This window comes from Petrotoga miotherma DSM 10691 (genome assembly GCF_002895605.1).
In the GTDB taxonomy this organism is placed as follows: domain Bacteria; phylum Thermotogota; class Thermotogae; order Petrotogales; family Petrotogaceae; genus Petrotoga; species Petrotoga miotherma.
Genome location: NZ_AZRM01000053.1, coordinates 1 through 3,816 on the forward strand (window position 1 = coordinate 1; position 3,816 = coordinate 3,816).

The window sequence follows — 3,816 nt, forward strand, 5'->3', positions numbered from 1 at the left end:
GCGGGGCGAAGGGGCGCTAACACATGTTTTAAAGTTTCTAAAAACCCCAAAAGATAAAACTTAGGAGGAAATCAGTAATCAATGGCTAATGAAATAATCGAAACCTACAAAATTTTAGAAGAAAGAATAAAGTCAGAGAATATTCAAATTTACTTTGATATGTTGGATTCTCCTTATCCTTCTTTTAAATCCAAAGCTATTCAAGAATTAACAAAGCAAAAAATTGATGCCCCAAGGATTAAAGAGTATTTAAAAGATCCCGATAAAAATGTCAGATTTTCTGCATATAGGTACTTAGATAAAATGGGTCTTTTGGATGAGAATACTATAAAAGAGTCTTTGAAAGACATTTCAGCAAACATTAGAAAAGAAGCAATTATCAGCTACATTCAAATGGATATAAAACCTATAGAATTTATTTTGGAGTTTACCGAAGATCCCGATCCAATGGTTAGATATCAACTGATATCCACCTTTTTGGAATTCTACCCCGAAGATTCAGAAAAGATTATTAGTAAAATGAAAAACGATCCCTATATTAAAATAAAACAGCTGATTTCTGCTTTGCAGAACATCTCTGAAACCTTAAAATCCGAACAAGTAGATAAAAGCGTTAAGGTTATGGCGCTAAGAAGATTTTATGAAAGAGAAGATGCCTATACCTTTTTTAACTCTTTAAAAGAAACTTATTTTGATTGCAACAATGAAACAAAAGGTATAATAATAAAATTCTTTTCTGGTTTACCGTGTGAAGTTATAAATAAATTCATCGAAAAAATCTTGCAGGAAGAAAAAGATATTCACATTCTTCAGCTTGCTGCAAATACCTCAAAGAAAGTTTGTGGAATTGATTCTATTCCTACCTGGTTGATCGACCAATTGGTGAACAGTGAAGAGGCAAAAATCGTTAAGTTTGGATTGAAATTAGCTACTGAAAAGGAAGATATGAGTTATGTAGATTTTTGTAGAGACTTATTATCTGCCGTAGACGATGACTTAGTCATCGGTGCAAGTGACTATCTCATTTATTTTCAAGACTATATGCTTAAAGATTACGTTCCTAACTTTCTAAATTCATTATCCTCCAAACGAATAAGGGAAGGGTTGAAAATAATAAGAAAATTAAAATTAGATAATTTTATAGAAGATATATCATTAATCGCTCTCAACAAAATGTATCCTATTTCCCTAAGAAAAGCCGCCGTTAATCTACTGAAATTTTTTAAAGCAAAAGATTATTGGGAAATCCCAAATCAAATACTTAAAGACCCTTATGAAAACGGTAATTTAAAACTTGCTGCGTTAAATGCACTTCTACGTCTAAATGCGGAGATGGTAGTAAATTTTTAAAAAGATAATGACCGCAGTTTTTGAACCTCACTGCCTGGTTTGTGAAAAAGCGGTAGACTTTGGAGAACTTATTTGCGACAATTGCAGAGGGAATCTTCACTCACCTTCTCTTTCAGAAGGTGATTTTAAAGTTTATCATTATGGAAAATACGAGTATCCTTTGTCCAACTTAATAAAAGAGTTCAAATACCATTCACATCCAAAAATTGCCCAAATTTTTGGAAATATGCTAGCAAAGTTTTTTATAGATTTAAAATTTCCAGAACTAAATTATACTGTGTCATATGTACCTTCAAATTTCTCAAGTATTCATGAAAAAGGTTTTGTACCCGCTCACTTAATTGCTCACCATTTTTCTGACATCTTAGGCTTCCCTATAATAAATCTCTTTTCCTCAAAAACTCATAAAAGACAAGCTCAATTGGATTATCGAAAGAGAAATGAAAACGTTAAAAACAAGATAAAATTGATTCACGTCCCCCCGAAGAATATTATTATTATAGATGATGTGTACACTACAGGGGCTTCGATGAACGAGGTGGGTAATTTGCTCATTAATAAATGTGATGTTTTAATTGGCATTACTGTAGCAAAAGCTTATAGGTATTCTTTTAATAGTTCTTTATAGTTTTTTATATCACATATCGCTCCCACATATTTTAACTTTTCTGCTGAAAAGGCATTCCCCAACCTGGCGGCTTTTATAACATCTAAACCTATAATCGTTCCTATGTACAAACCTGACCAAAATGCATCCCCTGCTCCCGTTGTGTCTATTACCTCTTTTGCATAGGACTCAAAATGTGTATTTTTTTTACCGTCAGAAAATATAAATCCCTTTTCACCTAATGTAAGAATTACGTTTTTTACTCCTAGCTCATGGAAATGATTTATGTATTCTTCTTCATTTTTATTTTCCTTGAAAATATGTATACAATCATCTAGAGAGGGTTTGATAAAATCCACGTAAGGCATAATCAATTTTAGAACATCTTCTATTTCTAAAGATGTTTTCCACAATATCTCTCTATAATTGGGATCAAATCCTATCAAAACATTATTTTTTTTGGCAACTTTTAACAATTTGAGTGTATTTTTTAGGTTATTATCAGAAGATAACGACCAAGAAGAAAAGTGAAAGATATTTGCTTTTTTTACAATATCAAGATATGAATCAGTAATATCTAAATTTAAAGAGGCAGATCTCAATGGATAAAATTCGGGAGAAGATTTAGACTTCAAAACATAAACAATGTCTGTAGAAAATCGTTCATCTTGTAAAATAGCCTGTACATCCACATTATAATTATTTAATTGTTCAAGGATAAAATCTCCAAAAGGATCCTTACCTATCCTCGAAATCATAGCAGATTTGAAACCTTGTTTAGAGATGTTAACAGCTATGTTACTTGGTGAACCTCCTAAAAATTTGTCAAAGGAAGTTGCATTTTTCAATCCTCTTACATAATCTTTAGAGATGAAGTCTATCAACACCTCACCAAAAGAGACAAAATTAACCACTCTATTCCCACCTCTTTTTTGATCTTTTTTTAGAGCCCTTTCCCCTCACTCCCCATTATATCTCTGAAAAATTCTTTTATTTCGTAAGAGGCTATTTTTTATCATCAGTTTTCAGGTAATGCAAAAGAATAGTATCTTCATTTAATTTTTTAAAATCATTTAGCTTGAAATTATATTTATCATTCACGTATTTGAAAATCGATAGATCACCTTCAATAATCACCGGTTCGATAGTTAGAAAGATTTCATCAATTAAATTTTTTTCTAAAAACAAGGAGTTTATTGTAGAACCCCCTATTAATGCAACTTCAGTGTGTCCTTCCTTCTCTAGTTCATCCAATAATATCTCTGGAGGTTTGTCTGTAAAGTAAAGATATTTGTCATATTTCAACTCAACGTCTTTATATTTTTCAGGATTTCCTGTCAACACAATATTAATTCTTTTTTTTAAAGGAGAACCTATCTCTTCAAATGTTTTTCTACCCATAAGTACTATGCCAATATCTCTGGTTATATTATAGAAATGTTCTTTATCTTCTACCGAGGACCAACTTCTTTGTGAATCATCTGACATTCGAATTTTTCCATTCATACTTTGAACCATTATTAACTTTACTCTCATATAATTAATCCTCCCTAAACTTCTATTCTTTTATAATTAATATTTTTAGAAACTGTAAAACTTTTTTAACGCCCTACCTCCCGTAGTTTAGTTCGAAATATTAAATTATTTTTGTTTTTTCAATAAAAGTTATAACAAAATTTGTCATTTTTAAGGAAAACTAAGATTTTGGGCTCTAATCGTATTTAATCGCTTTTAATTAGTTCTAATAGCTTCTAATCCCAAATAATTCCCTTTTGAGATGAAAGTTACATGTGATAAAATATAAGATGATTAATTTGTTTATTTAATTTATTATATCATACCCACTTCAGAAATAGGTC

The 3,816-nt window shown here is 30.7% G+C and carries 4 protein-coding genes; 2 read left to right on the forward strand and 2 right to left on the reverse strand.

All coding sequences use genetic code 11. The features are described from left to right. Positions 1-81 precede the first annotated feature (81 nt). Positions 82-1,350 (forward strand): HEAT repeat domain-containing protein, encoded by a 1,269-nt coding sequence (locus X928_RS08735; protein ID WP_103079385.1) that lies wholly within the window; start codon positions 82-84, stop codon positions 1,348-1,350. 7 nt (positions 1,351-1,357) lie between these two features. Continuing rightward, positions 1,358-1,978: a ComF family protein gene (locus tag X928_RS08740; protein WP_103079386.1), complete on the forward strand. Its 621-nt coding sequence runs from the start codon at positions 1,358-1,360 to the stop codon at positions 1,976-1,978. Here X928_RS08740 and X928_RS08745 read toward each other — a convergent pair. After that, entirely contained in the window at positions 1,948-2,871 is a 924-nt protein-coding gene (locus X928_RS08745; RefSeq protein WP_103079387.1) for a carbohydrate kinase family protein, read from the reverse strand. The genes X928_RS08740 and X928_RS08745 overlap by 31 nt on opposite strands. A gap of 91 nt (positions 2,872-2,962) precedes the next feature. Further along, on the reverse strand, positions 2,963-3,493 hold the full coding sequence (locus tag X928_RS08750) for a dihydrofolate reductase family protein (RefSeq protein WP_103079388.1): 531 nt from the start codon (positions 3,491-3,493) through the stop codon (positions 2,963-2,965). Positions 3,494-3,816 lie beyond the last annotated feature (323 nt).